The sequence below is a fragment of the Saccharothrix sp. BKS2 genome, from assembly GCF_047689505.1.
In the GTDB taxonomy this organism is placed as follows: Bacteria; Actinomycetota; Actinomycetes; order Mycobacteriales; family Pseudonocardiaceae; genus Actinosynnema; species Actinosynnema lopnurensis.
On record NZ_JAUQOL010000004.1, the window covers coordinates 1 to 25,362 of the forward strand.

Consider the following 25,362-nt stretch of genomic DNA (forward strand, 5'->3'; position numbering starts at 1 on the left):
CCCGTCTCGTCCGTGGTCTGCACCTTCACCACACCATCGAGCAACAACAACACATGAGTGTCTTTCGCGTCCTGCTCTATCACCTCGCGGTCGGCGGTGTAGCGCACGACCGTCCCGATGTTCAGCAACTCTTGTCTGGTGTTCTCCCGGAGGCGACCCAGCAGGCTGTTGCTGGGCCACACTGGATCCTGTGTCATCGTCGTGGTCGGCATCGGCAGCATGTGGATCCTGTTACTGTTGTGACCGGCGGGATCTGGCAATGGGCCGACCCGCGTGGGGCGGCAAGTGATGGTCTCCCCGAACGTGTTGCGGACAGTACACCCGAATGGGCGTAACTGGCCCCCTTCTGTTCGGCGTTGTGCGCAGCCGCCCCCTCGTGAAGATCACGTGCTAATGCACGGGCAATACCGAATGGAATGGAATTCCCCAGCTCCCGGGACGTGGGACGTGCGGCACACCGGGAACAACTCGTCCGATCCGGGACCTTGGACCTGTTGACGCGCCGAACGGCCCGTTCCGGCCCCCGGAACGGGCCGGGACCCCCGGAACCACAGGAGACGCACGTGAGCCAGCTGTTCAGCCCGCTGACCACCCGGTCGGTCACCCTTCCCAACCGGATCGCGGTCAGCCCCATGTGCCAGTACTCGGCACGTGACGGCCACCCGGACGAGTGGCACCTCGTGCACCTCGGCTCGCGCGCCGTCGGTGGGGCCGGGCTGGTGTTCACCGAGGCCACCGCCGTGCAGGCGGTGGGTCGCATCTCGCCCGAGGACACCGGCCTCTGGGACGACGCGCACATCGCCTCATGGCGCCCGATCGCGGAGTTCGTCCGGGCCCACGGCGCGGTGGCGGGCGTGCAGCTCGCCCACGCCGGGCGCAAGGCGTCCACCTGGTCGCCGTTCGCCGACGGGCGCGGCGGGGTCGCCGACGCCGACGGCGGCTGGACGCCCGTCGCGCCGAGCGCGGTGGCGTTCCACGACAGCTACCGGACGCCGGACGAGCTGGACCGGGAGGGCATCGCGCGGGTGGTCGCCGACTTCGCCGCCGCGGCGCGCCGCGCGGTCGACGCCAGCTTCCAGGTCGTCGAGGTGCACGCGGCCCACGGCTACCTCCTGCACGAGTTCCTCTCGCCGCTCAGCAACTCCCGCACCGACGCCTACGGCGGCAGCCTGGAGAACCGCACCAGGCTCACGCGCGAGGTCACCGCCGCGGTCCGGGAGGCCGTGGGCGACGACGTGCCCGTGTTCGCGCGCATCTCCGCCACCGACTGGGTCGAGGGCGGCTGGAGCGCCGAGGACAGCGTCGTGCTCGCCCGCGACCTGGCGGAGCTGGGCGTCGACCTGGTCGACGTGTCCACCGGCGGCAACGTGCCCGCGGCGGACATCCCGGTGGGTCCCGGCTACCAGGTGCGGTTCGCCGAGACCGTGCGGCGGAAGGCCGACGTGCCCACCGGGGCCGTCGGCATGATCACCGACGCCCGGCAGGCCGAGCAGGTCCTCGCCGACGGCTCGGCCGACCTGGTGCTGCTGGGGCGCGAGCTGCTGCGCGACCCGTACTGGCCGCTGCACGCGGCACAGCAACTGGGGGTGCGGACCAACCCGCCGAAGCAGTACGCCAGGGCGTTCTAGTAGGACCCGCGCCCAAAGGTCGGGCTGCCGGTGTGAAAACCGGCAGCCCAACCTCCGAGCAGCGGGTGCGTGGACGTATCAGCGACGGTAGTCGTCGTAATCGTCGTCCGACGGGTCGTCGGAGCGCTCGTCGGTACGACGAACACCGCCGCCGCCCTCGCCGGACAGCTCGCGTTGCAAGGCCTCGAAGTCGGTGTTGTGGGAGCTGTACTTGAGCTCCCTCGCCACCTTCGTCTGCTTGGCCTTCGCTCGGCCGCGCCCCATGGCTCGACCCCCTCGCACAGGGACGGGGGCGGCCGGGGGAACGGCGGCCCCACTCGTCTCGACAACTAGTTCCTGGTAACTACCGTACCGTGCCGAAGGGGTTCCTCGCGACGCGGTAGGCGTGAGACGTGCCGTCAAATCCCGGCATGGGAGGATGCACGGGTGCCTCGACCGTTCGTCGCCTACCTCAGGGTGTACGAACCGCTGTCGGCTCTTGACGCACCGTTGGCCGACCAGGTGCGGAAAGCCCTGGAAAACGGGGTGTTGAGCCGCGCGGACGTCGGCGCGCGCGAGCGGGAGCTGTGGTTGCGATCACAGTTGGCCCGACCGCGCCGCCTCCTGCCCGGAGAGCGGTCCGACGGGCGCGTCGCGCCCGACGCGCCGTTCGACGTGATGACCATCAGCCCCGCCGAGGTCCCCGGCGAGGTCGGACCGGGACCACTGGTCTGCCCGCTGGACCTCCGCCCCCGCTCCGCCGCCGCCCTGGTGGGCTTCCTGGCCACGGCCACCGGTCCGCTGCGGGACGAGGCGGTGGCCGTGGGGCCGGAGACCGTCCGGGCCCGCGCGGCGGCGGTGATGGCGGAGCTGACCGGCGGCGCGGTGCACGTCATCTCGACCACCTGGACGGTGCCGCTGCCCTGGTTCGCGCTGGTCGACCCGGACGCGCGGCGCATCGTGCTCGCGCCGAGGGACGACCCCGAGCGGCAGGTGTCCTGGCGGGTGTCCATGGCCGACGCCCGCGCCCGGACCGCACGGGCGCACCGCGTGGTGTCCGGCTCCCTGGGCGAGGACGGGCCCGCCAAGGTGCTCGCGGACACCGGGCGCTGGCTGGACCACTTCGCGCCGGGCTCGGCGGTCGAGCTCGACTACGGCGGGCTGGTGCAGCTGGTCGACGACCAGGACCTGCTGGAGGACACCTCGGCGGCGGACGTGAACGCCATCGTCGACGCGCTGGAGGAGGGCGACGCCGAGGAGGTGGCGCTCCGCTACGAGCGGCTACGGGAGTTCTGGGGCGAGTTCGCGCGCCGGGAACGGCACGGTTAGCAGCAGCCGCGAGGCCACGGCCGCCACCGCGGCCAGCAGCAGGGCGGCGGGCCACCCCAGGGTCACGGCGACCCAGCCCGCCAGCGGCGGCGTGACGGTCGCGCTGAGGTAGTTCGCGGTGTTCTGCATCCCCAGCGCCGTGCCCGTGCGGCCGGGCGGGGCCAGCTCGCCCGCCGCGGTGACGGCCACCCCGTTCCAGCACAGCGCCAGCGCGGCGGTCGGCACCAGCGCGGCCGCCAGCAGCTCCACCGGCGCCCGGTCCAGCGCCGCGCACAGCGCGAACCCGACCGCCACCAGCACGCTCAGCACCTTCAGCGGGCGCACCCGGTCGGGCAGGCGGTCCGACCAGACCCCGACCACCAGCCGCCCCAGGCCACCCATGATCTGCGCGGCGGCGAACAGCCCGGCGGCCACGCCCACCGCGACACCCCGGTGGTCGTGCAGCAGCTCCACCATCAGCGCGGCCGCGGTGAACTGGGGCACGACCAGCAGCCCGCTCGCGGCGCTGAGCCGGATCAGGGCGGGGTCGGACAGCACCACCCCGTGGCCGCGCCGCGACCGCACCGCCCACGGTGGCTCCCGCACCCACAGGGCCACCGCGACCGCGACGAACCCGGTGGACCCGGCCAGCGCGAGGAACACCGCGGGCACCCCGGCGCCCACCGCCACCACCGGCAGCACGACCGCGGCCAGCGCCGCCCCCAGCGGCGTGGCGGTCTGCCGGATGCCCATCGCCAGGCCGCGCCGGTCCGGCGGGAACCAGGTGAGCACCGCCCGCCCGCCGGCCGCGTTCACGCTCGCCCCGAACAGGCCCACGCCGACCAGGGCGACCCCGGCCACCACGGCCCCGTCGAACGCCGCCAGGGCCAGGCACAGCGCCGCCCCGACCCCGCCGGTGGTCATCACCAGCCGCTCACCGCGCCGGTCGGCGGCCGCGCCCCACAGCACCAGGGTGAGCATCGTGCCCAGGTTGACCGCGCCGAGCAGCAGCCCGACCTGCGGCAACGACAGGCCGAAGTGGTCGCGCAGCTGCGGCGTGATCGCGGGCAGGCCGAGGAAGACCGCGGCGTTGGTGCCCTGCGCCACCGCGCCGACGGCCAGCACCACCCAGCGGTACCGCGTCGCTTCTCGGGTCATCAAGCGGCGACGTTAGGCGGCCTGTTCAAATAGCGGGAGTGGAATCCTATTCCTTGGAACGCCCGGGGTTCGTCGGCCACCCTCGCTCGGCCGCCAGCAGCTCGTCCACCGACGCGCTGCCGCTCTGGTAGCGGCCCGCGATCTCGGCGTTGAGCAGGTCGACCACGACCTGCACCTCGCGCCGCCGTCCCGACACCGAAGCCTCCTCGCCCACGAACACCCGCAGGGCCAGGTCCAGCTTGTCGTCGGACAGCGCGCTCACGTCCGACAGGTCGACGTCCGACACCAGCGCCTCGACGTGCCGCCGGTGCGCCTCCGCCCGCGACGGCTCCTGCGTCTGGTAGCGCCCCAGCCCGGTGGCCGGTCCCACCGCGTTCGACGACAGGATGGCCGCCAGCTGGTCCACCACCGCCGACCCGCCCGAGATCCGCCGCTCCTGCTCGGCCCGCACGATGTCGATCCGCGCGTGCAGCAGCCGCCGCAGGTACGACAGGTCGGTCTCCTCCTGCGCCGCCTCGTCGCGCAGGGCGCGCACCTCGGCGAGCGGGAGCCGCTCGACCCCCTCCGCGTAGTCGGGGGCGAGCACCCGGTCGATACGGCGGCGCCCGCCAGGACGCACCTCGATCACGTACTCATCCTGAGGTAGTTCCTGCCCACCCGCCAACACAAACCTGCTTCCAAAGTTGTCTCAAACCTGTACCGGACTGCGCACGCCCAGGAGTGCACGTGCATCCGCGGGTGACAGCGGCGGCCGCTGCGCGATCCGCGCCAACCCGGCCGCCCGCGCGACCAGCTGCGCGTTGTCCCGCACCGGCTGGCCCTTCGCGTAGGACAGGGTGTCCTCCATCCCCACCCGCAGGTGCCCGCCCGAGGCCAGCGCGGTCAGCATCACCGGCAACGTGGCCCGCCCGATCCCGGTCGCCGAGAACGACGCACCCTCCGGCAGCAGCCGCAGCGCCGCCGTGAGCGTCTCGGCGTCCCCGGGCATCCCACCCGGCACGCCCATCACCAGGTCGACGTGCACCTTGCCGCCGGCCGGCAACCCGTGCCGGTCCAGCAGCCGCCGCAACGACGCCAGCTGACCGATGTCGAAGATCTCGTACTCCGGCACGATGCCCCGCTCCCGCATGGCCTCGTGCAGCGCGACGACGAACCCCCACCGGTTCATGAACACGTCGTCACCGAAGTTCACCGTGCCCATCGTGCAGGACGCCGAATCGGGCAGCGCGTCCAGCACCCGGAGCCGGTCGGCCTCGGGATCGGTCACCGCCCCACCGGTGGACAGCTGCACGATCAGCCCCGTCCGCTCCCGGAGGGCCGCGACGGTCTCCTTGAGCAACCCCAGGTCGAGGCTGGGCCGGGCGTCCGCCCCCCGGACGTGCACGTGCACCACGGCCGCCCCGACCTGCTCACAAGCCTCGGCCGTGGCGACCAGCTCCTCCAAGGTGACCGGGAGCTGGGGGACGTCGACCTTGGCGTGCTCGGCCCCGGTGGGGGCAACGGTGAGCAGCGTGCCGTGGGATCCGGGTCGGGACATGCCCCTGATCCTGGCACAGAAGTGGGCTCAAGCCTCAGGCCGGAACCAACGCGAACGGGTAGCAGCGCAGGTGAGGACAGTGCCGACGCCCGGCGGCGAGCGCCGCTCCCAGCCCGTGGACCGAGAACTCAACGCCCCAGGTTGCGGGCAGCCTCACGACCCAACCCGGGCGTGTCCGGCGGCACCGAGTCCGGGTCCACCGAAGCCTGCACCCGCCGCTCCTCGGCCCCCACCGACAACTCCGTCTCCGGCGACACCGACCGCTTGACCAGCGCCAGCACCACCGGCCCCAGCTCGTGGTGCAGCGCCACGCTGCCGACCCGGCCCACCACCCGATCGCCCACCAGCACGGGATCACCGGTCTCCGGCTGCACCTCGCGCGTCCCGTCCAGGTGCAGCAGCAGCATCCGCCGGGGCGGCCGGCCCACGTTGTGGACCTTGGACACCGTCTCCTGCCCCCGGTAGCAGCCCTTGTCCAGGTGCACGGCCGCGCCGATCCAGTTCGCCTCGTGCGGGATCGTCTTCTCGTCCGTGTCGACGCCCAGCCGGGCCCTCAGGGACTCCACCCGCAGCGCCTCGAACGCCCAGCTGCCCGCCGGCCGCGCCCCCGCGTCGGTCAACCGCCGCCACCACCCGACCAGCGAGGCGCGCGGGACCACCAGGTCGACCGCGTCGTGACCGGGCCACGGCACCCGGCGCGCGAACCCGCCGCCGGCGAGCGCGACGACCCCGCCCACCTCACCCGGCAGCGGCGCGCCCACCCGCTCGAACACCCCCGCCAGCTCGGGCCCGACCGCCGTCAGCACCGCCAACTCGGCCGAGGCGTCCCGGGGCTCGACCTTCGACCAGAACACCATCCTGGTCAGGTAGCCCAGCAGGTCGGCCGCCCGCCCGGCCTCGGTGTCCAGGTACACGACCCCGCCGACGTTCGCCACCACCGCGTGGTGCTCGACCCGCCCCTGCACGTCCAGGATCAACGCCTCGGTGCCCCGCCCCTCGCCCAGCGAGGTGAAGTGCTGGCTGGTCAACGAGTGCAACCAGGTGAGCCGGTCGTCGCCGGGCACCGCCACGACCGCCCGGTGGGACCGGTCGAACACCGCGACCGACCGCGAGGCGGACCGCTGCTCGGCGAACGGGTCGCCGAAGTGCCACGGGACGCCCTGGTCCGGGTTGCCGTCGAACGGCGCGACCGCCCCGGGCTCGGACAGCAGCGGCGAGTTCTCGGGGACCGGGTTCTCCAGCGGTGAGTTCACTCGGACTCCTCATCGGCACTTCGGGCGAGGCAGTCGCGGCACGTGCCGGACAGCGCGAGGTGGCTCGCGTCCAGTTCGAACCCGTGCTCGGCCGCCAGTGTTCCCCCCAGGGGTGAGAGGAGCTCGCACGGCACCTCCTCCACGTGCCCGCAGCGGTGGCACACCAGGTGCACGTGGTCGTGCGGGTCCATCGAGTAGTTCGGCGCGCCGTGCCCGAGGTGGGTGTGCCGGACCATGCCGAGCCGGTCCAGCAGGTCGAGCGTCCGGTAGACGGTGGTGATGTTGACCGTCGGCGCGGTGCGCTGGACGTGCTTGCAGATCTGCTCCGGGGTGGCGTGGCCGAGTTCGCGCACCGCGTCCAGCACGAGCTGGCGCTGGGGCGTCATCCGCATCCCCCGGTCGTGCAGCGTCTTGCGCAGGGCCTTCGGTCCGGCGACGGTGTCCACCTCGTCGATGGTAGACGTGAGTAGTCTCACCCCATGCGCGTGCTCGTACTCCTCGACGGAACCCTGGCCGACCCCGACGTCCCGCTGATCCGGGTCGACGACCTGGGCCTCCTGCGCGGTGACGGCGTCTTCGAGACGATCCTGGTCGTCGACGGCGAGCCCCGCGAGCTGGGTCCGCACCTGGACCGCCTGGCCCGGTCGGCGGCGATGCTGGACCTGCCCGAGCCGGACCGCGCGGCGTTCGAGCGCACCGTCGACGTGGTGCTCGACAGGTGGGCCGGCGGCACGGAGATCGCGCTCAAGCTCGTCCACACGCGCGGCGTGGAGGGCGGCGACGGCACGCCCACCGGGTTCGCGCTGGCCACGGACATCTCGCCCAAGGTGCTGGCCCAGCGCGCCGAGGGCATCGCCGCGGTCACCCTCGACCGGGGCATCGAACCGGGCCTGGCGGAACGCGCGCCGTGGCTGCTGCTGGGCGCCAAGTCGCTGTCCTACGCGGTGAACATGGCCGCGGTGCGCGAGGCCGAGCGCCGGGGCGCCGCCGAGGTCGTGTTCACCACGTCCTCCGGCTCGGTCCTGGAGGGCCCGACGTCCACGCTGATCACGGCGCGGGGCAGGCACCTGACCACGCCGCCGGCGGAGCTGGGCATCCTGCCCGGCACCACGCAGGCCGCGCTGTTCCGGGCCGCCGAGCGCGAGGGCTGGACCACCGAGGTGGCGCCGATCGACGTGGCGGACCTGTACTCGGCCGACGGCGTGTTCCTGGTGTCGAGCGTCCGCAAGATCACCCGCGTGCACACGCTGGACGGCAAGGCGCTGCCCGACTCGGCCGAGCTGCACGCACGGCTCGACGCGCTGTACGAGTCGGAGTACTAGGAGCAACAGCTCACCCCGCGGCTCACCCCCGCGGCGCGAACCTCAACCGGGTCCCCGGCGGAGCCTGGCCGAGCAGCGGCAACGCACCCCCGTCGACCACCCCCACCACCGGGTACCCCCCGGTGGTGGGGTGGTCGGCGAGGAACACCACGGGCAACCCGTCGGGCGGGACCTGCACCGCCCCCGTGACCAGCCCCTCGCTCGGCAACTCGCACCCCACCCGCGCCGGCACGCGCTCCAGCGCGGTCCCGTCCAGCCTGATCCCCACCCGGTTGCCGCGGTCGGACACCGTCCACCGCCCCGCGCGCAGCTGCCCGACCGCCCCGGCGAACCAGTCGTCGCGGGGTCCCGGCAGGACCGGCACCACCAGCTCGTCCGGCACCAGCACCGGCACCAGCACGTCCACCCCGACCGGTACCCCCACCGGCACGCCCAGCGGCAGCTCGTCACCCGCCGCCAGCGGCGCGGGCCCCAGGCCGGAGAGCACGTCGGCTGCCCGACTGCCCAGTTCGGCGGGCACGTCGACCCCGCCCGACACCGCGACGTAGGCGCGCAGCCCGCCGCTGGGCGTCCCCAGGGCCAGCACGTCACCGGCGGCGAGGTGACGGGGGAAGTCGCACACCACGCCGTTGACGCGCGCGGGCGTGTGGGGACCGGTCACCGCCACCGTGCACGAGGCGTTGGCGCGCAGCACCAGCCCGCCCATCAGCACCTCCAGGCCGGCCGCGCCCTCGGGGTTGCCGACCAGCCGGTTGGCGAGCCTGAGCGACGGGGCGTCGAGGGCGCCGGAGGGCGGCACGCCGAGGTGCGCGTGACCCGGCCGGCCCAGGTCCTGGACCAGGGTCTGCGGGCCGGTGCTCACCACGGTCAGGGCGCGCGAACGTGCGACTCGGGGGGTCTGGGCGTACGACTCGTGACCGCTGGGCGTACGACTCGCGACGTCCGGGGGGGTCACGGGGTGGCCTCGAAGCGGACGCGGTGGCCGGGGGCCAGCAGGGCGGGGGTCGGGCGGCGCGGGTTGAACAGGGGCGCGTCGGTGCGGCCGATCAGCCGCCAGCCGCCCGGGGTGGCCCGGGGGTAGGCCGCGGTGAACTCGCCCGCCACGCCCACCGAGCCGGCGGGGACCCTCGTGCGCGGGGAGTCCAGGCGGGGTTGGCGCAGCGGCTCGGGCAGGCCGGTGAGGTAGGCGAAGCCGGGGGCGAAGCCGCAGAACGCGACCTGGTACTCCGCGCCGGTGTGCAGCTCGACCACCTCGGCCGGGGTCAGGCCCGCGGTGGTGGCGACCAGCTCCAGGTCCGGGCCGTCGTAGGCGACCGGGATGACGACCTCCTCGGTGGCGGTCGCCGCCCGGTGGGCCAGGTCGGCGGAGGCCAGCACCTCGCGCACGGCGGGCAGGCCGCCGGGGCGGGTGGCGACCAGGACCGTGCGCGCGGCGGGCACGAGCTCGACCACGTCCGGCAGCGCGGCCGCCTCCACGGCGGCGCGCACCGCCTCCACCTCGTCGAGCGAGTCCACCTCGACGAGCACCGCGTGGGTGCCGCAACGCCGCAGCCGCATGGGCACAGCCTACGTCCTGTGAGTGGATTGTTGAACAATCCAGGGCGGGAGCGCCCCGGAACTCCGGGGCCGGGACGGGAGGGCCTGGCGCGGTCAGGTCGGCCGGCGAGCCGACGAGCCCGGCGTGCTCCACGAACCCGACCAGGTCGACAGGCCCGCCGTGCCCGGCAAGCCCGTCGTACCCGACGAACCCGTCGTACCCGACGAACCCGTCGTACCCGACGAACCCGCTGTGCTCAGCCGACGACGCGCTTGAGGTGCGCCGAGGTGTGCGGCTGGAGCGGCTGGCCGACCATGGCCCGCTCCTCCACGTAGGCCAGGTCACCGTTGTTCACGATGCCGTACAGGCGCTTCGCCCCGACGACCTCCTTGGCGGTCGCCGTGCGGACCACCGCGTCGGTGCCGAACTCCCAGGACGTCTGGTTGCGCGGCTTGCCGTAGTACAGCTCCATGATCCCGGTGTTGTGCGCCAGCAGCACCTCGATCGTGTCGTCCGGCTTCGGCCGCCAGAAGCCGGTCTCGCGGGCGGCCTGCCGGATGACGTTGCCCTCGGCGTCCAGCAGCCAGGCCCGCGCCTCGTAGTACAGGAACGGCCGGCCGTCGTGCGCGAAGGTGATCTGCTGCCCGAAGCGGTACGGGCCCTCGATCGTCGGGTACACGACCTCGCCCTCACCGCGCCACACGCCGACCAGCGGCAGCAGCGCCAGGCAGGCGTCGTGCAGCGAGGGTCCCTCGCGCAGGTTCGCGGTGTCCGCCGGGATCGGCAGGTCGTCGAACTGCGGCAGGTTGAGGGCGCGCGTCACCTCGGCGCGTGCCGCGGCGGCCTGCACGGCCGCGTCACCACTGCCCGGAACGGGCTCTTCGGCGCTCACCGCTGGTCGGAGAACAGGCGGTACACCACGTAACCGGCGAACCACACCACCAGCAGGGACACGAGTACCAGCAGCCCGGTGAAGAAGTGTTCCACCACCCCAGTTTAGGCCCCGGACCCGGGAAGCCGCCGACCCCGGTGGCGAACGCCACCGGGGTCGGCGGGAACAGACCCGCGAAAAGCGGCTCAGGCCACCGCGACCTCGACCGGGTGCACGCCCGGCCCGTCGGCGGTGACCGACGCCTGCCCGTTGCCGGACCGGTGCAGCGCGCGGACCGTCCACGCGCCCGGCGCGGCGTAGAACCGGAAGTCGCCCTCCGGGGAGGACACGACCTCGGCGGTGAACTCGCCGGAGGAGTCCAGCAGCCGCACGAACGCCCCGCCGACCGGTCCGCCGGCCGACCTGACCTTGCCGGTGAGCACGACCTGGTCGTCCCCCACCGCGAGGTCCACGCCCTGCTGCGGAGCCCCGCAACCGTCCAGGCTCATCGTCACGCCCCCTTGCCGTCGCCGAGCTCGACCGGCACGCCGACCAGCGAGCCGTACTCGGTCCAGGAACCGTCGTAGTTCTTCACGTCCTCGTGGCCCAGCAGCTCGTGCAGCGCGAACCACGTGTGCGACGAGCGCTCGCCGATGCGGCAGTAGGCGATCGTCTTGCGCGAGCCGTCGAACCCGGCGTCGCCGTAGATCTCGGCCAGCTCCTCGTTCGACTTGAACGTGCCGTCCTCGTTGGCCGCCTTGCTCCACGGCACGTTGATCGCGCTGGGGATGTGGCCGCCGCGCTGCGCCGCCTCCTGCGGCAGGTGGGCGGGCGCGAGCAGCTTGCCCGAGAACTCGTCGGGCGAGCGCACGTCGACCAGGTTCTTGTTGCCGATGGCGTCCACGACCTCGTCGCGGAACGCGCGGATCGACAGGTCCTGCTCCTGGGCCTTGAAGTCGGTCGGCTCGCGGTCGACCTGCTCCTTGTCCAGCGGGCGGCCGTCGAGCTCCCACTTCTTGCGGCCGCCGTCGAGCAGCTTGACCGCGTGGTGGCCGTACAGCTTGAAGTACCAGTACGCGTACGCGGCGAACCAGTTGTTGTTGCCGCCGTAGAGGATGACGGTGTCGTCGTTGGAGATGCCCTTGGCCGACAGCAGCTTCTCGAAGCCCGCCCGGTCGACGAAGTCGCGGCGGACCGGGTCCTGGAGCTCGTTCTTCCAGTCGATCCTCACCGCGCCGGGGAGGTGGCCCCCGTCGTAGGCGGTCGTGTCCTCGTCGACCTCCGCGAACACCACACCGGGCGTGTTCAGGTTCTCCTCGGCCCACGCGGCCGAGACCAGGACGTCTTCACGGCTCATCGAGCTGCTCCCATTTCTTCGTTCTTACTGCGACGGTGTCGACTGGGGACGGGCGAGGAACGGCGCGCGGCGGCGCAGGACCAGGAACACCTCGCACCCGAGGCACAGGCCGAACGCCGCGTTGAGCAGCGCGGCCACCAGGGCGGCGGAGGTCGCGACCATGCCCAGGGCGGTCAGGCCGGTGGCGAAGCCGACCGTGCCGACCAGGGCGAAGACGAACCCGACGCCCTGCGCGAACCGCAGCGGGGCGGCCTCCTCGCGCACGGCGGTCGGCGTGATCCTGGGCTGGACGGCGAACCGGTAGACGTGACCCCACGGGTTGAGCTTGAGCGAGATGAACGCGCACATGGCGAACAGCACGGTCTGCGCCGCGAGCAACCGCCACGACCCGGTGAGCAGCACGGTGGCGAGGATCGCGGAGGTGATCCAGGCGCTGAACCGCGGCCCGCGCGGGTCTACAGGGGCGTTTTTGGACACGGCGACCTCCTGACGGTGGACGAAGACGGGCAGTCCGTCTTCAGGCGGTGTTAGGGCAGGCGCGCACGCGAGTCAAGGTCGTGCCCGCCGCCGGGAACCGCCCGGTCAGCTCGCCGTGCGACACAGGCTGCTGCGCACGCGGCAGAGGTCCACCGCGAGTCGCTTGGTCAGCAGCGTGGTCATGGGTGCGAGGGTAGCCGCTCGTCCCTGCTGTCGGGAGTACCGCCCAGCAAGTGGGAAATACCAGGTTCACCCGTTCGGTGGAGGCAGGTGTGGGCGCAAAGCCGCAGCGAGCGTGGCCGGTTCGGGCACGCCGCCGACGCGCAGCAGCTCGACCCCGGCCGGGTCCAGCGCCAGGGTCGTGGGCGCGCGCCACACGCCGAGGGCGCGGGCGACCTCGGGCAGGTCGGTGACGTCCAGCTCGACGTGCCGCATGCCCCCGGTGCGCTCGGCCAGGTCGACCAGCACCGCCCTGGTCCGCTTGCAGTTGGCGCAGAAGTCCGTGGACAGCTGCACCAGCGTGACGGGGGTGCGCGCGTCGAGCAGGTCGCGCACGGGCCCCGGCAATTCGGGGGCACCCCCAGCCGCGCCGCCCGCAACCCCGCCGCCCGCAGCACCCGGGGCCCCCGGCCCCGGGACCCCCGCGTCACCACCCACCACCGTGCGCGGCGGCGCGTGCCGGATGCGGCCCTCTCGTGCCCGCAGCACCAGGCCGATCACCACCACCGCGGCGACCGCGGCGACCAGCGCCCACACCCCGCTCATCAGCCGGTGCCCTGGTCCAGCGGGATGTCGTTGACCGTGCCCTCCACGATGAACGCGCCGCTCTCCACCTTCACCGCCGTCGGCGTCGCGGTGAACGGCAGCTGACCGGGGTCGATGACGACCCCGAGCGCCTGGCGGACCGTGCCGAGGACCGCGTCCAGGCCCTCCAGCGAGGTGTCGTCCAGGTCGATGTCGTTGACCGCGATCGCGATCTGGCCGTCGATCAGCGACACCGTGCCGTAGGCGGCGATCCGGATCTTGCGGCCGGCCACCGTGGTGCTGCCCGCCAGCTTCACCGCCGCCACGGTCGGGTCCGGCTTCCGCGCGGCGGCGGCCTGCTCGGGCGCGGGCTCGCCCTCCAGCTCGGCCTCCCGCTTGGCGCGGTTGTCCGGCTCGATGGTCATGTCGTTGAACGGCGTGACCCTGTTGACCAGCCGGTTCAGGTCGCTGGACTTGATCTTCACGCTGCCCCGGACCTGGTCGATCCGGGCGTTGGCGGTGTTGCCCGCCAGCAGGTCGGACAGGCCGATGCGCACGTGGCGCAGGTTCGCCCGGATCTCCAGGTTGCGCAGGTCGTCGCCCACGGGCACACCGGCCGCGCTGATCTCGATGTCCCGGTAGTCGCCCGCCAGCGCCTGGGTGGTGAACGGGAAGCCGTTGATGCGGACCGCCGGGTCCTCGCTCAGGCCGAACTTGTGCCGCATCCGCTGGGCGACCTGGTACTCACCCGCCGCGGCCAGCCCGTAGTCGGCGGCGACCAGCACGGCCCCCACCACCAGGGCGGCGATGATCAGCTTGCGCCCGCGGGTGGGACGGCGCTTGGACTCGTTGGCGGTCATGGTCGGTCGGTGCTCCCCGGGGAGTGGTGGTCGAGCCAGGTCGCGATCCGGTCTACCAGAGCCGGCGTCATGGCCGACTCGGCGTGCCGGACGCCCGGCTCCAGCCACAGCTCCGCGTCGCCGCCCGCGGCCCGGTGGAGGGCGACGGCGTGGGCCGGGCCGAAGTAGTGGTCCCGCTCCCCGTGCACGATCAGCAGCGGGGTCGGCGCGATGCGGTGCGCCACCTCCAGCGGGCTCTCCGGGGGCGCGGTCCACGGCGGGCCCAGGCGCACGCCCAGCGCGCGGGCGGCCAGCCGGCCGTGCGGCTGCTCCAGCAGCCAGTGCACCCGGCGCATGGCCGGCGTGTCGCGCACCCACCAGCGGGAGGGCGCGCTGACCGCGGCCACGGCGTCCGGCCGGTCCTCGTGCAGGGCCGCGTGCCGCAGCGCCACGGAGGCCCCCATGGAGAACCCGACCGTCACCACGCGCCGGTACCCCAGGTCGCGGGCGAGCGAAACGCCGGCCGCGAGGTCGTGCACCTCGTCCAAGCCGACGGTGGAGGTCCCGCCCGAGCGGCCGTGGCCCCGGAAGTCCAGCGCGACGACGCCGCCGTGCCGGGCGAACCGGTGCAGCACGCGCGAGACGAAGGGCTTGCGCACGTGGTTGGTGAAGCCGTGGCCGACCACGAACGCCAGTTCCGTCACGGAGCGCGCGGACCTCACGTGCAGGCCGTGCAACACGACGGCGTCGTGTGACACGGATGTAACAGGCGTGACGCTTGTGGAAACAACTGTGACCCTGTCCTGCTGACCTGGGTCTTTTGTGGCGTGCACCGGTATCGTCTCCGTCATCCGCAGGCAACGGGGCCCGGTCACCGTACTTCGCTCGCCTGGTCCGGTGACCACGCACCGGCCGAACGAGAGGGCGCCGCGATGAGCATCGACGTGCTGCTGCTGACCACCGACTCCGACCCCGAGGCGGTCCTCCCCGCGCTGTCGCTCCTCCCGCACGAGGTGCGGCCGCTGCGCCCCGAGGTCTCGGCGCTGCTGGAGGCCGGCCCGCACGACATCGTCCTGGTCGACGCCAGGTCCGACCTGGTCGCCGCCCGCAGCCTGTGCCGGCTGCTCGACTCCAGCGGCGTGGACGTGCCCGTGGTGGCCGTCGTCACCGAGGGCGGTCTGGTCGCGGTCAACTCCGACTGGAGCGTGGACGAGATCCTGCTGCCCACCTCCGGCCCGGCCGAGGTGGAGGCCCGGCTGCGCCTGGTGCGCTCGCGCCGCGGCGCCGCGCAGACCGGCGGGGACGGCTCGATCCAGCTCGGCGAGCTGGTCATCGACGAGGCCACCTACACCGCGCGCCTGCGCGGCCGGCCGCTCGACCTCACCTACAAGGAGTTCGAGCTGCTGAAGTACCTGGCGCAGCACGCCGGCCGGGTGTTCACCCGCGCCCAGCTGCTCCAGGAGGTCTGGGGCTACGACTTCTTCGGCGGCACCCGCACCGTGGACGTCCACGTCCGGCGGCTGCGCGCCAAGCTCGGCCCCGAGCACGAGTCGCTGATCGGCACCGTGCGCAACGTGGGCTACAAGTTCGTCCGCCCCCCGCGGCCGGGCAGCGCCCGCCGGGTGGAGCAGGTCGACGTGGCGGACGCGAACCTGGACGACGCCGAGCTGATCTTCCGGATGTGACGCCCACCGGGTGCGGCGTGCGCCGTCGCGCCCGGCGGCGCCGGGCCCAGTAGGTTCGACGACGTGGAACCGATCTGGTCCGAAGAGCTTTCCCCCGAGCAGGTCGGTGAGGTCACCGACCTGCTCGGTGCCGTCGAGGGGGCCGACGGCGTGGCCCCGGTCGGGGAGGCCGTGATCCTGCGGCTGCGCCCCGGCGCGCGCGGGAGCGCCCACCTGCTGGCCCGCCGCGACGGCGCCCTGGCCGGCTACCTGCACCTGGACGCGCGCGGCGACGCCGACGGCAACGGGGTCGCGGAGCTGGCCGTCCACCCCGACCACCGCCGCCGGGGCGTCGGCACGGCGCTGCTCAAAGCCGTCTCGGAGCGGGCCCGGCCGCTGCGGGTGTGGGCCCACGGCGGCCTGCCCGCCCAGGAGGCGCTGGCCGCGGCGCTCGGCGCGCAGAAGGTGCGCGAGCTGCTGCGCATGGGCCGCCCGCTGGGCGCCGACCTGCCCGAGCCGGTGCTGCCGCCGGGCGTGCGGCTGCGGGCGTTCGAGCCCGGTCGCGACGAGGAGGACGTGGTCCGGGTCAACCACCGGGCCTTCTCCTGGCACCCCGAGCAGGGCGCGATGAGCGTCGAGGACCTGCTGGGCAAGCAGCGGGAGCCGTGGTTCGACGCGGCCGGGTTCCTGCTGGCCGTCGACGCCGACGACCGGCTCCTGGGCTTCCACTGGACCAAGGCGCACCCGGCCGGGCTGGGTGAGGTGTACGTGGTGGGCATCGACCCGGACGCGCAGGGCGGCGGCCTGGGCAAGGCGCTCACCCTCGCGGGCCTGGCGCACCTGCGCGCCGCCGGGCTCGCCGAGGTGATGCTCTACGTCGAGGCCGACAACGCTTCGGCACTGGCCGTGTACACCCGGTTGGGATTCACCCGGTGGGGAGCGGACGTCCAGTACGCCGGGTAGTGACAAACCCGTCACGTCCTGCAAACGCGCAGGTCACGGATCACTCAAAAGGCGGTGTGACCCGTCACCTCCCGTGTGCTGTTCACCTCCCGTTCACCTTTTCCTGGTGGCGCGTCCACCCTCGCTCCCTACCGTCCGTGTCGAGCGGCGGCACGAGCGCCGCGGTATCCGCCCTTGTAGCTGGAGGACCCAGGTGAAGACCAAGCGACACGGCGCCGTAGTCGGCCTGATCGCGGCCGGTGCGCTTCTGCTCACCGCGTGCGGCAGCGACAACAACGCCCCCGCCGGCGGCGCGGCCCAGACGACCGGCGAGTCGTCGACGTCCGTCGAGTGCGGTGGCAAGTCGAAGCTGAGCGCAGAGGGCTCCTCGGCGCAGAAGAACGCGATCGACACGTTCGTCCAGGCGTACCAGCAGCGGTGCTCCGGCTCCGACCTCGCCTACAACGCCTCGGGCTCCGGCGCGGGCGTCAAGCAGTTCATCGCCGGCCAGGTCGACTTCGGCGGTTCCGACTCGCCGCTGTCGGAGAGCAAGGGCGAGGTGGCGGGCGCCGCCGAGCGCTGCGAGGGCAACCCGGCGTGGAACCTGCCGCTGGTCTTCGGGCCGGTCGCGCTCGGCTACAAGCTGGGCGGCGTGAGCGACCTGACCCTGAACGGCGAGGTCGCCGCCAACATCTTCAACGGCACCGTCAAGAAGTGGAACGACCCGGCCATCGCCGCGCTGAACTCCGGCGCCTCGCTGCCCGACAAGGACATCACGGTCATCTACCGGTCCGACGAGTCCGGCACCACGGACAACTTCCAGCAGTACCTGGAGGCGGCCTCGAAGGGCGCCTGGACCCAGGGCGCGGGCAAGCAGTTCAAGGGCGGTGTCGGCGAGGGCAAGGAGAAGTCCGCCGGTGTCGCGCAGGCCGCGGGCGCCGTCGACGGCGCCATCACCTACGTCGAGCTGTCGTTCGCGCAGGACAACAAGCTGTCCATCGCCAAGATCGACAACGGCTCCGGCGCGGTCGAGCTGAACGAGGAGTCGGTCGGCAAGGCCATCGACGGCGCCACCATCAAGGGCACCGGCAACGACCTGGTCCTGGACCTGGAGTCGATCTACGGCGCGAGCACCGCGGGCGCCTACCCGCTGCTGCTGGCCACCTACGAGATCGTCTGCTCGAAGGGCTACGACGCCGAGACCGCGAAGGCCGTCAAGGCGTTCCTCACGGTCGCGGCGACCGACGGCCAGGCGGGTCTGGCGGACGCGGGCTACGCTCCGCTGCCGACGGCCTTCCAGGAGAAGCTGCTGACGGCCATCGAGGCCATCGCCTGACCAGGCCGGCAGACTCCCCACCAGCGCCAGCGCGATGAACGAACGCACAGTGGCCCAGCGCCCCGCGGGCACCGGATCGACCGGTGCCCGCGGGGGCGTCCCGGCCGCCCGACCCGACTCGGAGGCTCCGATTCCCCCGACCGCGGAAGCCGACAACAAGTCCCACGTCCGGCCGGGCGACCGGATCTTCAAGGGCCTCGCCACGGGCTCCGGCATCTTCATCGTGGTGCTGATCGCGGCGATCGGCGTCTTCCTGCTGCTCCAGGCGATCCCGTCCCTCGGCCTCAACCACGTCAACTTCCTGACCAGCCGCGAGTGGTCGACCGGTGACGTCGGCGACATGCGCTTCGGCATCCTGGACCTGTTCCTGGTGACCGTGGTGTCCTCGGCGTTCGCCCTGGTCATCGCGATGCCCATCGCCCTGGGCATCGCGCTGTTCCTGACCCAGTACGCGCCGCGCCGGCTCGCCCGGCCGTTCGCGTACCTCATCGACCTGCTGGCCGCCGTGCCGTCGATCATCTTCGGCCTGTGGGGCCTGCTGGTGCTCGGCCCGGTGCTCACCCCGGTCGGCGAGTGGCTGACCACCACCCTCGGCTGGCTGTTCCTGTTCGACGAGGGCAACGTCAGCATCGAGCTGGGCGGCACCATCTTCACGGCGGGCATCGTGCTGGCGGTGATGATCCTGCCGATCATCACCGCGGTCAGCCGCGAGGTGTTCGACCGCACCCCCGTCACCCACGTGGAGGGCGCCATCGCGCTCGGCGCGACCAAGTGGGAGGTCGTGCGGACCACCGTGCTGCCGTTCGGCAAGGCCGGCTACGTCAGCGCCTCCATGCTCGGCCTCGGCCGCGCGCTGGGCGAGACGATCGCGTTGATGATCATCCTGAGCGGCACCGGCGCGGCGTTCGCCTGGAGCCTGTTCGACGGCGGCGCCACGTTCGCCTCCAAGATCGCGCTCGCCGCGCCCGAGTTCAACGACCCGCGCACCGCGGGCGCGTACATCGCCGCCGGTCTGGTGCTGTTCGTGCTGACCTTCGGCGTCAACGCCATCGCCCGGATGATCGTCGCCGGTCACAAGGAGTACGAATGACAGCGACCGACACGGCGGACCTGAACCGCCTGGCGACGCCGCCGACGTTCCAGAGCATCAGCGGGACCCGCAAGCTCAAGAACGGCGCCGCCACCGCGCTGGTGTGGGCGGCGTTCCTGATCGCGATCGTGCCGCTGGTCTGGGTGCTCTACGTGGTCGTCCAGCGCGGCTTCCCGGTGGTCCTGGACCCGGACTGGTGGCAGAAGTCGCTGTCCGGGCTGCTGTCCCGCCAGCAGGGCGGCGGTGTCTACCACGCGATCTTCGGCACCCTGGTGCAGGCCCTGGTGTGCGGCCTGCTGTCCGTGCCGCTCGGCCTGTTCGTCGGCGTCTACCTGGTGGAGTACGGCGGCCGGTCCAAGCTGGCCCGCGCCACCACGTTCATGGTCGACATCCTCACGGGCGTGCCGTCCATCGTGGCCGCGCTGTTCGTCTACACGCTGTGGATCACCTACTTCGGCTTCGGCCGCAGCGGGTTCGCGGTGTCCCTGGCGCTGGTGCTGCTCATGGTGCCGGTGATCGTGCGGACCACCGAGGAGATGCTCAAGATCGTCCCGGACGAGCTGCGCGAGGCGTCCTACGCGCTGGGCATCCCGAAGTGGAAGACGATCATGAAGATCGTCATCCCGACCGCGCTGTCCGGCATCGTCACCGGCATCATGCTCGCCCTGGCCCGCGTGATGGGCGAGACCGCGCCGGTGCTCGTGCTGGCCGCGTACGCGCCGTACATCAACTACAACCTGTTCGACGGCCCGATGGCGTCGCTGCCGCTGCTGATGACCTCGGAGCGGAACAACCCCACGCAGGCGGGCTTCGAGCGGATCTGGGGCGCGGCGATCACCCTGGTCATCATCATCACGCTGTTCAACCTGCTGGCGACCGTGGTCTCGCGGTGGCTGGCTCCGAAGACGAAGTGAGCGGGCGGTCATGGCCAAGCGCATCGACGTGAAGGACCTCAACCTCTTCTACGGCAAGTTCCACGCCGTCCAGGAGGTCTCCCTGGCGGTGCCGCCGCGCAACGTGACGGCGTTCATCGGCCCGTCCGGCTGCGGCAAGTCCACCGTGCTGCGGTCGCTGAACCGCATGCACGAGGTGGCGCCCGGCGCCCGGGTCGAGGGCAAGGTGCTGCTGGACGGCGAGGACATCTACGCCTCGTCCGTGGACCCGGTGCAGGTGCGCCGGACCATCGGCATGGTGTTCCAGCGGCCCAACCCGTTCCCCACCATGTCCATCCGGGACAACGTGGTGGCCGGGCTGAAGCTCGCCGGGGCGAAGAACAAGAAGAACCTCGACGAGGTGGCCGAGCGCTCGCTGCGCGGGGCCAACCTGTGGAACGAGGTCAAGGACCGCCTCGACCGCCCCGGCGGCGGGCTGTCCGGTGGTCAGCAGCAGCGGCTGTGCATCGCGCGGGCGATCGCGGTGCAGCCGGACGTGCTGCTGATGGACGAGCCGTGCTCGGCGCTGGACCCGATCTCCACGCTGGCGATCGAGGACCTGATCACGGAGCTGAAGAAGGAGTACACGATCGTCATCGTCACGCACAACATGCAGCAGGCGGCCCGGGTCTCCGACCAGACGGCCTTCTTCAACCTGCTGGGTGTCGGTCAGCCGGGTCAGCTGATCGAGGTGGACGACACGGAGAAGATCTTCTCCAACCCCAGCCAGAAGGCGACGGAGGACTACATCTCCGGCCGCTTCGGCTGAGACCCCGCGGTGCCGGTGCCGATTCCCGGTCGCCGGTCCCCGGAGCCCTCCCGCCAGGAGCGGGAGGGCTCCGGCGCGTCGGGGGACCGGTCGCACCCGGGATCACCACCGCCACCGGCCCACCCCGCCCCGGCCGGCTCCACCGCAGGTGGGGGAGCTCCGACGCGTTCGGGTGACCGTGGAACCCACCGCGCGCGGCGGCCGTCAAAGTCAAGACACCGTCCCCCTTTCGGGGGTACCTTGGCGGCCGGGATCGGCTGAACTCGCAGGGGGTAACCGTGGCGCCGGAAGGTGCGTGGAGCGCACAGTCCATGCAGGCGATGACGGCCAACATGGCCGGTCTCAAAGCGGCTGCGGAGTCCGGCTCGTTCGCGATCAGCGAAGAGGGCGCCAGGGCCTACGTGGCCGCCATCGAGAGGGCCCAGCAGGACCTGGTCGACATGGAGCTGGACCTCGGCATGCTCCGCCAGGAGACGAGGCTCGGTACCAGCCCCGACGCCCAGGCGATGGCCCGGTACAACCTCGACGGGGCGCTGGGCGGCGCCGGCACGACGGGCATCATCCCGGCCGTCGAGCAGCTGAAGTCGGCGCTGGAGGAAGCTCGGCTGGCCGTGCTGAAGGCCGTCGAGAACTACGGTCAGGTGGACGGCTCCGCCGCCGACGGCCTCAGGCGCTACTGAGATGGAGAAGCTTTGACCAGCAAGCTGGTTGTCCGGTCCGCACTGCCGATCGTCCTGCTGGGCGCCGTGCTCGCCGGGTGCTCGGGCACGCCGGGCACGCCGTCGCCGGAGACCACCGGGACCGCCCCGACCCAGGACGGCCCGACCTCCACCACGACCTCGGCGCCGGCCGGTGCCGCGCTGGCGGACTTCGACGCCTGCGCCGAACTGGAGCGGATCGCGCCCGAGCTCGGCCTCACCCAGGTCGAGGAGCAGGGCGACCGGGACTGCCAGGCCCGGTACGACGGCCGGGTCGGCGTCCGGGTCAAGGCGTGGCCCGAGCTCGGCACCGACGAGTACGTGGGCGGGTCCGCCTCGGAGATCTCCGACGTGACCGTGGGCGGCCACCGGGCCAAGCGGATCACCGCGCCGGTCACCACCAGCTCGTGCGCGATCACCATCGAGATCACCCCGACCTCCCGGGTCGATGTGCTGTCCTCGTCGCCGGCGACCCAGGAGCAGGCGTGCGAGGCGGCCACCAAGGTCGCGACCGCGATCGAGCCGCAGCTGCCCTGACCGGTGCGGGCCGCCTCCCGCCGCAGGTGGGGGGAGTCCTCCCACCTGCGGGTGATCCGGGGAACCGGTCGTCGGCCTGCTCCGTCATAGGCGGGACACGGCTCGCCGGCACCCGGTACCGTGAAGCCCGCGACCGGGTCGGCTGCGGTGATCGAGGCCGAGTTGTCGAAGCAAGCAGGGGAGGACGTCGTGACGCCGCCGAACTCGAACCACAACAGCGACGCTAGCGAGATCGACTACTCCGGCGACCAGCAGGAACAGCTCGATCAGCAGCAGCAGCAGAACCTCGACGACGCGAGGCAGCAGGGCGGCCTGTTCCCGACGCTGGGCGCGGTGGTCGAGAACGTCCGCGACCAGGCGGCGCTGAACCAGCAGTTCCAGGACCAGCAGCAGCGCCTGGCGCAGACGGTCGAGCAGTACCGGCCGCCGATGTCCTCCTCGTGCCAGCACTACCTGGGCCACGACCACCCGGCGCTCAAGGCCATGGTCAACGAGAACATGGACCCGGCCTCGGCCAACCTCCAGGGCGATGCCTGGAACAAGGTCGGCAACACCCTGGCCAGGCTCCAGACCGACCTGACCGGCGCCACCAACGCGAGCAAGGACGCCTGGCAGGGCCAGGCCGCCGAGTCCGCGCGCGGCTACTTCGCCGGCGTCTCCACCTGGGCCGGCGACGCCGCCCAGGGCGCGCAGCTCACCGGCACCAAGCTGTTCGACCAGAGCCGAGCCGCCGAGACGGCGAAGAACACCATGCCCGAGCCGGTCGACTTCAGCACCGCCGACGCCTACCGCATGTTCTTCTCCGAGCCCAACCCGTTCAAGTGGGCCGAGACGATCGACCAGATCGAGCAGAAGTTCGAGGAGAAGCAGCAGGCCCACGAGCGGGCGGCCGAGGTCATGACCACGATGGCCACCAGCTTCCAGGAGTCGGGCGCGGCCATGCCCGCCTTCACCCCGCCCCCCGCCATGACGGGCACCGGCGGCAGCGGCGAGAACAACCCTCCCGGCACCGGCGAGGTCAACGGCCGCCCCACCGTGCCCAGCGGCACCGGCACGGGGACCGGGACGGGCACCGGCACCGGGCCGAGCGACTTCTCCGGCGGCGGCAACACCACCAACCAGTCCGGCTGGGGCGGTCCCGGCGGCTACACCCCGCCCGGCGGTGGTGGTGGCGGTGGTGGCGGCTACACCCCGCCCGGTGGCGGCGGAGGCATCAACCCTCCCGGCATCTACCCGCCGGGCACGTACCCGCCCGGCCGCGGTCCGGGCAACGGTCCCGGCACCGGCCCCGGCAACCGTCCCCCCGGTTACCGCCCGCCCGGCCTGACCCCGCCCGGCGGTCGTCCCGGTGGCGGCGGTCCCGGCGGCCTCGGAGGTCCGGGCGGCGGTCGTGGTGGCGGCGCGGGCGGCGGTGGCGCGGGTGGTGGCCTGGGCGGTCCCGGCGGCCTGGCGGCGGCCGGACGCGGCGCGGGCGGCCTGGGCGGTCCCGGCGGGTTCGGTCCCGGCGGCAGCGCGGGCGCGCTCGGCGAGGCCGGGCGGACCGGTGCCGGTGCGGGCGGCGCGGGCGCGGGCGGTTTCGGCCCCGGTGGCGGCGCGGCGGGTCGCGGTGGCGCGGCGGGCGCGGGCGCCGTGGGTGGCATGGGCGCGGGCGCCGGCGGTGGCCGCGGCGAGGAGGACAAGGACCACAAGGCCGCCTCGTACCTGGTGGAGACCGAGGACGTCTTCGGCGACGGCACCATGGTCGCCCCGCCGGTCATCGGCGGATGAGCGTGTTCTCGTTCTCCCTGTCCCACGCGGCGGCCGACGTGCTCTGGGAGGACCTGGAGCTCGGCAGCCGGCCCTACCCGTTCGACTTCCCCTACCTCGGGCGCACCGTGGACGAGCGCGGCGGCATCCGCGCCGCCGTCCACCGCGACCTGGAGTCGCGCGGCCTGGCCCGCCGCGGCCGGGTCGCGCCCGAGGTGGCGGAGGGGCTCACCCTGCTCGTGCGGTTCGACTTCTGCCTCAACGCGGTCGCCTCGCTGGACGCCCGCAACGTCGAGCGCCAGCTGCTGGCCCGCGGCGGCGCGGTCGGTGAGCGCGCCGCGGTCGCCGTGATGGACGACCGGCAGATCAAGGTCGACCTGATCCGCTCGGCCGCGCTCGTGCGCACCTTCGTGGACCTCGTCCCCAACAGCCGCCCCGGCCCCGGCCAGTCGGTCACCGTGCCGGTGCCGTCCGCCGCGCCACCGCCGCGGCCGACCCGCGACGAGGACTTCGGCGGCGCCACCTTCACCCGCGCCATGGCCCCGCGCTCCACCGCGGGCACGCAGGTCCGCGCCCTGGAGGCGGTGTTCGAGCGGCCCCGGCTGCGCGCCGGCCAGTTCGGCGTCACGGTGCGCGGCAGGCACGGCCGGGAGCAGCGGGCCCCGCAGGTCGCCTGGTTCGACAACGACCAGGGCCGCTACATGTCGCAGACGCGGCAGGGGCAGGACGGCCAGAAGTGGCTCACCCACGCCCCCGCCGACAACGCGCGCATCGCCGCCCAGCTCGCCCAGGAGCTGGGCGCCCTGCTCACCTAGCCAGACCGGCGCTCACCGAGCCCGACCGGCTCGACCGAGCCCGACCCGGCTGGTCCGCAGCCGGGTCGGAGCGGCGTCGGACTACGCCTCGTCGGTGCCGCCGCCGTAGCCCGGCATCCGACCGGTGACCACGAAGACCGTCCGCTTGGCCACCGACACCGCGTGGTCGGCGAACCGCTCGTAGAACCGGCCGAGCAGGGTGGTGTCCACCGCCGACGGCACGCCGTGCGCCCACTCCTTGTCCATGATCATCGTGAACAGGTGGCGGTGCAGGTCGTCCATCGCGTCGTCGGCGTCCTCCAGCGACCGCGCCCGCGCCACGTCCTGCGTGCGGATGATGTCGGTCGCCTCCCGCGCCAGCTCCACCGCGATGCGGCCCATCTCGGCGAAGTACGGCCGCACCGTGTCGGCGAGCACGGGGTTGGGGTGCCTGCGGCGCGCGGCCTTGGCCACGTGCAGCGCCAGGTCGCCCATCCGCTCGACGCTCTCCGCGGCGTGGATCACCGCGAGCACGGTGCGCAGGTCGGTCGCGACCGGCGCCTGGAGAGCCAGCAGCGCGTAGGACTGCTCCTCGATCCCCGCGCGCAGGTCGTCGATCTTGATGTCGTCGCCGATCACCTGCTCGGCGAGGGCGAGGTCCGCCCCGAGCAGCGCCCGGGTGGCGTGCTCCATCGCGTCGCCCGCCATCGCGCACATGTCCGCGAGCTGGCCGGCGAGTTGTCCGAGCTGGTCGTGGTAAGCCTCGCGCATGGCCGTCAGCCTACGGACCGGTCATCGCGGTAGCGACCCACCCCGGTGAACCGGTGGTGAACCCGGGACGTCC

General features: G+C 72.9%; 30 protein-coding genes and 1 pseudogene. 13 read left to right on the top strand and 18 right to left on the bottom strand.

Annotated elements, in window-relative coordinates:
* Positions 1–221 (bottom strand): annotated as a pseudogene (locus Q5530_RS08475) (Crp/Fnr family transcriptional regulator); the annotation flags it as partial.
* A gap of 342 nt (positions 222–563) precedes the next feature.
* Here Q5530_RS08475 and Q5530_RS08480 point away from each other — a divergent pair.
* Complete coding sequence (locus Q5530_RS08480) at positions 564–1,628, top strand: NADH:flavin oxidoreductase/NADH oxidase (RefSeq protein WP_415361691.1); 1,065 nt, start codon at positions 564–566, stop codon at positions 1,626–1,628.
* Positions 1,629–1,706: 78 nt separating this feature from the next.
* On the opposite strand, the gene Q5530_RS08485 is transcribed toward Q5530_RS08480, so the two are convergent.
* On the bottom strand, positions 1,707–1,892 hold the full coding sequence (locus tag Q5530_RS08485; RefSeq protein WP_415361692.1) for a DUF3073 domain-containing protein: 186 nt from the start codon (positions 1,890–1,892) through the stop codon (positions 1,707–1,709).
* A gap of 162 nt (positions 1,893–2,054) precedes the next feature.
* Between Q5530_RS08485 and Q5530_RS08490 the strand changes: the two genes are divergently transcribed.
* Positions 2,055–2,936, top strand: coding sequence for a hypothetical protein (locus Q5530_RS08490; protein ID WP_380643328.1), 882 nt, complete (start codon positions 2,055–2,057; stop codon positions 2,934–2,936).
* Here the strand turns inward: Q5530_RS08490 and Q5530_RS08495 are convergent.
* The 5 genes from Q5530_RS08495 to Q5530_RS08515 all read right to left on the bottom strand — a co-directional run bounded on the left by Q5530_RS08495 (position 2,889) and on the right by Q5530_RS08515 (position 7,255).
* Positions 2,889–4,073 carry an MFS transporter gene (locus tag Q5530_RS08495; RefSeq protein WP_415361693.1) on the bottom strand — a complete coding sequence of 395 codons (1,185 nt, stop codon included), beginning with the start codon at positions 4,071–4,073 and terminating at the stop codon, positions 2,889–2,891. The genes Q5530_RS08490 and Q5530_RS08495 overlap by 48 nt on opposite strands.
* Before the next feature lie 46 nt (positions 4,074–4,119).
* A complete protein-coding gene (locus Q5530_RS08500) occupies positions 4,120–4,701 on the bottom strand; it encodes an aerial mycelium formation protein (protein ID WP_380643332.1) in 582 nt (193 codons plus the stop codon).
* Between the two features lie 60 nt (positions 4,702–4,761).
* Complete coding sequence (locus tag Q5530_RS08505; RefSeq protein WP_415361694.1) at positions 4,762–5,610, bottom strand: 3-keto-5-aminohexanoate cleavage protein; 849 nt, start codon at positions 5,608–5,610, stop codon at positions 4,762–4,764.
* 128 nt (positions 5,611–5,738) lie between these two features.
* Entirely contained in the window at positions 5,739–6,863 is a 1,125-nt protein-coding gene (locus Q5530_RS08510; RefSeq protein ID WP_415361695.1) for a YgfZ/GcvT domain-containing protein, read from the bottom strand.
* A complete protein-coding gene (locus Q5530_RS08515) occupies positions 6,860–7,255 on the bottom strand; it encodes a Fur family transcriptional regulator (protein ID WP_415362077.1) in 396 nt (131 codons plus the stop codon). The genes Q5530_RS08510 and Q5530_RS08515 overlap by 4 nt, the downstream gene beginning before the upstream one ends.
* An 87-nt stretch (positions 7,256–7,342) precedes the next feature.
* On the opposite strand from Q5530_RS08515, the gene Q5530_RS08520 reads away from it, so the two are divergent.
* Complete coding sequence (locus Q5530_RS08520) at positions 7,343–8,185, top strand: aminodeoxychorismate lyase (protein WP_415361696.1); 843 nt, start codon at positions 7,343–7,345, stop codon at positions 8,183–8,185.
* Between the two features lie 22 nt (positions 8,186–8,207).
* Here the strand turns inward: Q5530_RS08520 and Q5530_RS08525 are convergent, their stop codons facing one another.
* The 10 genes from Q5530_RS08525 to Q5530_RS08570 form a co-directional block, all read right to left on the bottom strand.
* Positions 8,208–9,050 carry a biotin-dependent carboxyltransferase family protein gene (locus tag Q5530_RS08525; RefSeq protein ID WP_415361697.1) on the bottom strand — a complete coding sequence of 281 codons (843 nt, stop codon included), beginning with the start codon at positions 9,048–9,050 and terminating at the stop codon, positions 8,208–8,210.
* A gap of 86 nt (positions 9,051–9,136) precedes the next feature.
* Positions 9,137–9,742 carry a 5-oxoprolinase subunit PxpB gene (pxpB, locus tag Q5530_RS08530; protein WP_415361698.1) on the bottom strand — a complete coding sequence of 202 codons (606 nt, stop codon included), beginning with the start codon at positions 9,740–9,742 and terminating at the stop codon, positions 9,137–9,139.
* Between the two features lie 236 nt (positions 9,743–9,978).
* A complete protein-coding gene (locus Q5530_RS08535; RefSeq protein WP_415361699.1) occupies positions 9,979–10,614 on the bottom strand; it encodes an FABP family protein in 636 nt (211 codons plus the stop codon).
* 185 nt (positions 10,615–10,799) lie between these two features.
* Complete coding sequence (locus Q5530_RS08540; protein ID WP_415361700.1) at positions 10,800–11,102, bottom strand: DUF1416 domain-containing protein; 303 nt, start codon at positions 11,100–11,102, stop codon at positions 10,800–10,802.
* 2 nt (positions 11,103–11,104) lie between these two features.
* On the bottom strand, positions 11,105–11,950 hold the full coding sequence (locus Q5530_RS08545; protein ID WP_415361701.1) for a sulfurtransferase: 846 nt from the start codon (positions 11,948–11,950) through the stop codon (positions 11,105–11,107).
* Positions 11,951–11,974: 24 nt separating this feature from the next.
* Positions 11,975–12,427, bottom strand: coding sequence for a DUF4395 domain-containing protein (locus Q5530_RS08550; RefSeq protein ID WP_415361702.1), 453 nt, complete (start codon positions 12,425–12,427; stop codon positions 11,975–11,977).
* Positions 12,428–12,532: 105 nt separating this feature from the next.
* Positions 12,533–12,610: a putative leader peptide gene (locus Q5530_RS08555; protein ID WP_415362078.1), complete on the bottom strand. Its 78-nt coding sequence runs from the start codon at positions 12,608–12,610 to the stop codon at positions 12,533–12,535.
* Between the two features lie 66 nt (positions 12,611–12,676).
* Complete coding sequence (locus Q5530_RS08560; protein ID WP_415361703.1) at positions 12,677–13,192, bottom strand: TlpA family protein disulfide reductase; 516 nt, start codon at positions 13,190–13,192, stop codon at positions 12,677–12,679.
* Positions 13,192–14,031 (bottom strand): DUF2993 domain-containing protein, encoded by an 840-nt coding sequence (locus tag Q5530_RS08565; protein ID WP_415361704.1) that lies wholly within the window; start codon positions 14,029–14,031, stop codon positions 13,192–13,194. The genes Q5530_RS08560 and Q5530_RS08565 overlap by 1 nt, the downstream gene beginning before the upstream one ends.
* Positions 14,028–14,714 (bottom strand): alpha/beta hydrolase family protein, encoded by a 687-nt coding sequence (locus Q5530_RS08570; RefSeq protein WP_415361705.1) that lies wholly within the window; start codon positions 14,712–14,714, stop codon positions 14,028–14,030. The genes Q5530_RS08565 and Q5530_RS08570 overlap by 4 nt, the downstream gene beginning before the upstream one ends.
* A gap of 228 nt (positions 14,715–14,942) precedes the next feature.
* Here Q5530_RS08570 and Q5530_RS08575 point away from each other — a divergent pair, with 228 nt between their 5' ends.
* From Q5530_RS08575 to Q5530_RS08620, 10 genes are all read left to right on the top strand, one after another.
* On the top strand, positions 14,943–15,695 hold the full coding sequence (locus Q5530_RS08575; RefSeq protein WP_380643360.1) for a winged helix-turn-helix domain-containing protein: 753 nt from the start codon (positions 14,943–14,945) through the stop codon (positions 15,693–15,695).
* Between the two features lie 63 nt (positions 15,696–15,758).
* A complete protein-coding gene (gene mshD / locus Q5530_RS08580) occupies positions 15,759–16,637 on the top strand; it encodes a mycothiol synthase (RefSeq protein ID WP_415361706.1) in 879 nt (292 codons plus the stop codon).
* Between the two features lie 193 nt (positions 16,638–16,830).
* Positions 16,831–17,952, top strand: a complete 1,122-nt coding sequence (pstS, locus tag Q5530_RS08585) for a phosphate ABC transporter substrate-binding protein PstS (protein WP_415361707.1) — start codon at positions 16,831–16,833, stop codon at positions 17,950–17,952.
* A gap of 34 nt (positions 17,953–17,986) precedes the next feature.
* Positions 17,987–19,042: a phosphate ABC transporter permease subunit PstC gene (gene pstC, locus Q5530_RS08590; protein WP_415361708.1), complete on the top strand. Its 1,056-nt coding sequence runs from the start codon at positions 17,987–17,989 to the stop codon at positions 19,040–19,042.
* Positions 19,039–19,956, top strand: a complete 918-nt coding sequence (gene pstA, locus Q5530_RS08595) for a phosphate ABC transporter permease PstA (RefSeq protein WP_415361709.1) — start codon at positions 19,039–19,041, stop codon at positions 19,954–19,956. Before pstC ends, pstA begins: the two co-directional genes overlap by 4 nt.
* 10 nt (positions 19,957–19,966) lie before the next feature.
* Complete coding sequence (pstB, locus tag Q5530_RS08600; RefSeq protein ID WP_415361710.1) at positions 19,967–20,743, top strand: phosphate ABC transporter ATP-binding protein PstB; 777 nt, start codon at positions 19,967–19,969, stop codon at positions 20,741–20,743.
* Between the two features lie 311 nt (positions 20,744–21,054).
* On the top strand, positions 21,055–21,423 hold the full coding sequence (locus Q5530_RS08605; RefSeq protein WP_415361711.1) for a hypothetical protein: 369 nt from the start codon (positions 21,055–21,057) through the stop codon (positions 21,421–21,423).
* Between the two features lie 12 nt (positions 21,424–21,435).
* Positions 21,436–21,978 (top strand): DUF3558 family protein, encoded by a 543-nt coding sequence (locus Q5530_RS08610; protein WP_415361712.1) that lies wholly within the window; start codon positions 21,436–21,438, stop codon positions 21,976–21,978.
* Positions 21,979–22,140: 162 nt separating this feature from the next.
* Positions 22,141–23,745, top strand: coding sequence for a hypothetical protein (locus tag Q5530_RS08615; protein ID WP_415361713.1), 1,605 nt, complete (start codon positions 22,141–22,143; stop codon positions 23,743–23,745).
* On the top strand, positions 23,742–24,539 hold the full coding sequence (locus Q5530_RS08620; RefSeq protein ID WP_415361714.1) for an ESX secretion-associated protein EspG: 798 nt from the start codon (positions 23,742–23,744) through the stop codon (positions 24,537–24,539). Before Q5530_RS08615 ends, Q5530_RS08620 begins: the two co-directional genes overlap by 4 nt.
* Before the next feature lie 81 nt (positions 24,540–24,620).
* Here the strand turns inward: Q5530_RS08620 and phoU are convergent, their stop codons facing one another.
* Positions 24,621–25,289 carry a phosphate signaling complex protein PhoU gene (phoU, locus tag Q5530_RS08625; protein WP_380643222.1) on the bottom strand — a complete coding sequence of 223 codons (669 nt, stop codon included), beginning with the start codon at positions 25,287–25,289 and terminating at the stop codon, positions 24,621–24,623.
* Between the last annotated feature and the right edge of the window lie 73 nt (positions 25,290–25,362).

Coding starts and splice junctions, on each gene's coding strand:
- Q5530_RS08485 (WP_415361692.1), bottom strand. CDS start 1,892: ATGGGGCGCGGCCGAGCGAAGGCCAAGCAGACGAAGGTGGCGAGGGAG.
- Q5530_RS08495 (WP_415361693.1), bottom strand. CDS start 4,073: ATGACCCGAGAAGCGACGCGGTACCGCTGGGTGGTGCTGGCCGTCGGC.
- Q5530_RS08505 (WP_415361694.1), bottom strand. CDS start 5,610: ATGTCCCGACCCGGATCCCACGGCACGCTGCTCACCGTTGCCCCCACC.
- Q5530_RS08515 (WP_415362077.1), bottom strand. CDS start 7,255: ATGCGGATGACGCCCCAGCGCCAGCTCGTGCTGGACGCGGTGCGCGAA.
- Q5530_RS08520 (WP_415361696.1), top strand. CDS start 7,343: ATGCGCGTGCTCGTACTCCTCGACGGAACCCTGGCCGACCCCGACGTC.
- pxpB (WP_415361698.1), bottom strand. CDS start 9,742: ATGCGGCTGCGGCGTTGCGGCACCCACGCGGTGCTCGTCGAGGTGGAC.
- Q5530_RS08540 (WP_415361700.1), bottom strand. CDS start 11,102: ATGAGCCTGGACGGTTGCGGGGCTCCGCAGCAGGGCGTGGACCTCGCG.
- Q5530_RS08545 (WP_415361701.1), bottom strand. CDS start 11,950: ATGAGCCGTGAAGACGTCCTGGTCTCGGCCGCGTGGGCCGAGGAGAAC.
- Q5530_RS08555 (WP_415362078.1), bottom strand. CDS start 12,610: ATGACCACGCTGCTGACCAAGCGACTCGCGGTGGACCTCTGCCGCGTG.
- Q5530_RS08560 (WP_415361703.1), bottom strand. CDS start 13,192: ATGAGCGGGGTGTGGGCGCTGGTCGCCGCGGTCGCCGCGGTGGTGGTG.
- Q5530_RS08565 (WP_415361704.1), bottom strand. CDS start 14,031: ATGACCGCCAACGAGTCCAAGCGCCGTCCCACCCGCGGGCGCAAGCTG.
- Q5530_RS08575 (WP_380643360.1), top strand. CDS start 14,943: ATGAGCATCGACGTGCTGCTGCTGACCACCGACTCCGACCCCGAGGCG.
- pstC (WP_415361708.1), top strand. CDS start 17,987: ATGAACGAACGCACAGTGGCCCAGCGCCCCGCGGGCACCGGATCGACC.
- pstA (WP_415361709.1), top strand. CDS start 19,039: ATGACAGCGACCGACACGGCGGACCTGAACCGCCTGGCGACGCCGCCG.
- pstB (WP_415361710.1), top strand. CDS start 19,967: ATGGCCAAGCGCATCGACGTGAAGGACCTCAACCTCTTCTACGGCAAG.
- Q5530_RS08605 (WP_415361711.1), top strand. CDS start 21,055: ATGCAGGCGATGACGGCCAACATGGCCGGTCTCAAAGCGGCTGCGGAG.
- Q5530_RS08620 (WP_415361714.1), top strand. CDS start 23,742: ATGAGCGTGTTCTCGTTCTCCCTGTCCCACGCGGCGGCCGACGTGCTC.
- phoU (WP_380643222.1), bottom strand. CDS start 25,289: ATGCGCGAGGCTTACCACGACCAGCTCGGACAACTCGCCGGCCAGCTC.